This is a genomic window from uncultured Campylobacter sp., from assembly GCF_938031315.1.
Taxonomy (GTDB): Bacteria; Campylobacterota; Campylobacteria; order Campylobacterales; family Campylobacteraceae; genus Campylobacter_B.
This window is the reverse complement of record NZ_CALHHT010000087.1, coordinates 1-1,527: the sequence shown is the minus strand read 5'-3', so window position 1 is coordinate 1,527 and position 1,527 is coordinate 1. Positions and strand designations below refer to the sequence as shown.

Here is a 1,527-nt window from a genome sequence, read left to right as displayed (position 1 = left end):
AATACCAGCTTGGGTTCGATTTTTTTTAGCGCTTCTTTGCCAAAAAGCTGCAAATAGGGATAAAGCTCTTTAAATTTCTCAAAGCGATCCTTTATTAGCTCTGTTTCATTGTCTCCTACGCCTAGAAGCAGCTTTTGCCCTTCAAATATAAGCTTGTTCGTAAGATCATATTTTTGGCAATATTTTACTATCATATCGGCGCTGCGCTTTACCTTGGCGGCCTTTTCGAGAGTGTAGTTGGTCTCGATATCGCCGCAGTGGATCGTCTGAGAGTTTGCGCTCGCTTTGGAATTTAGCGTCGCGAGCCCTTCGTATTTTTCGACAAGCGCGATACTTTTTATATCGCTAAATTCCGCCAGCACGTATGCCAGCGCGCTGCCCGTGATACCGCCGCCTACGATGAGCACGTCGTAATGTTTTTCTTGCATCTGCTCCCCCTTTAAATTTGATGCAATTGTGCTAAATTTTAACTTAAAACCCAGTTATAAAAGCGTGAATTTAGATGATTTTATATAAAATTCCGTCCAGTTCAAATTTTTGGAGCATTATATGAAAAAAACCGTTCTTGTCGGACTTTTGTTGGCCGTCTCGCTTTTCGGAGCGGATAAGAAAGATAAAATTTACCGCCTAAAGCTGGCTCAAAGCTACGAAATTTCAATGCCGGTCGTAGGTGATGCTGCTAAGCGCGTGTCCGATCTCGCCGATCAGATGTCGGGCGGGCGTCTAAAGATCAGTATAGATACGCCGAGCAAGCACAAGGCTGCATTTGCGATCTATGACTTGGTAAGCGGCGGCAAATACGATATGGGCTACACCGCGGCGTATTATTACAAAGATAAAAATAGCGCGAATATGCTGTTTACGACGGTGCCATTTGGAATGACTAAGGATGAATGGAGCGCGTGGTATTATTTCGGCGGCGGCAAACAGCTTGCGGAGAAATTTTACGCCAAATCGGGTCTAAAGGTCTTTAACGTCCTAAATAGCGGTATGCAGATGGGTGGCTGGTTTAAAAAAGAGATCAATTCGCCAGAGGATCTAAAAGGGCTCAAGCTTAGAATTTCGGGTCTCGGCGCGGAGGTTATGAACCGCCTGGGCGTCGCGATCGCGACGATCCCGCTAAATGAGCTACAGACGGCGCTTCAGATGGGTACGATAGATGCGGTCGAGTGGGCGAATCCGGCGCTTGATATGGATCTTGGTTTTTATAAGGTCGCAAACTACTACTACACCGGTTGGCAGGAGCCTGCGAGCGAGCAGCAGATCGTAATAAGCCTAAGCGCGTGGGAGAGGTTGCCTGCCGATCTGCGCGCTATTTTGGACGCTGCGATCGCGAAGGTGCGCGAGCAGGCGAGCAACGACGCGTTTTATAAAAATGCGATCCTGTGGGACGAGATGAAAAAAAGGTATCCAGACGTGCAGATTCGCTCGTTTTCGCCCGATATTATGCGAGCGCTTCGCAATGCGACGGATGAAATTTTAGCCGAACAGAGCGCGCAAAACCCTGATTTTAAGGAAATTTGGGAG

Annotated in this window: 2 protein-coding genes; one reads left to right on the top strand and one right to left on the bottom strand. The window is 47.3% G+C overall.

Going from position 1 to position 1,527, the window contains the following annotated elements; genetic code table 11:
• Positions 1–428, bottom strand: a 428-nt coding sequence (locus Q0236_RS02370) for an FAD-dependent oxidoreductase (RefSeq protein ID WP_297914628.1), incomplete at its 3' end; no start/stop codon positions are given.
• A 121-nt stretch (positions 429–549) separates the two neighbouring features.
• Between Q0236_RS02370 and Q0236_RS02365 the strand changes: the two genes are divergently transcribed.
• A partial coding sequence (locus Q0236_RS02365) for a TRAP transporter substrate-binding protein (RefSeq protein WP_297914625.1) occupies positions 550–1,527 on the top strand: 978 nt, incomplete at its 3' end.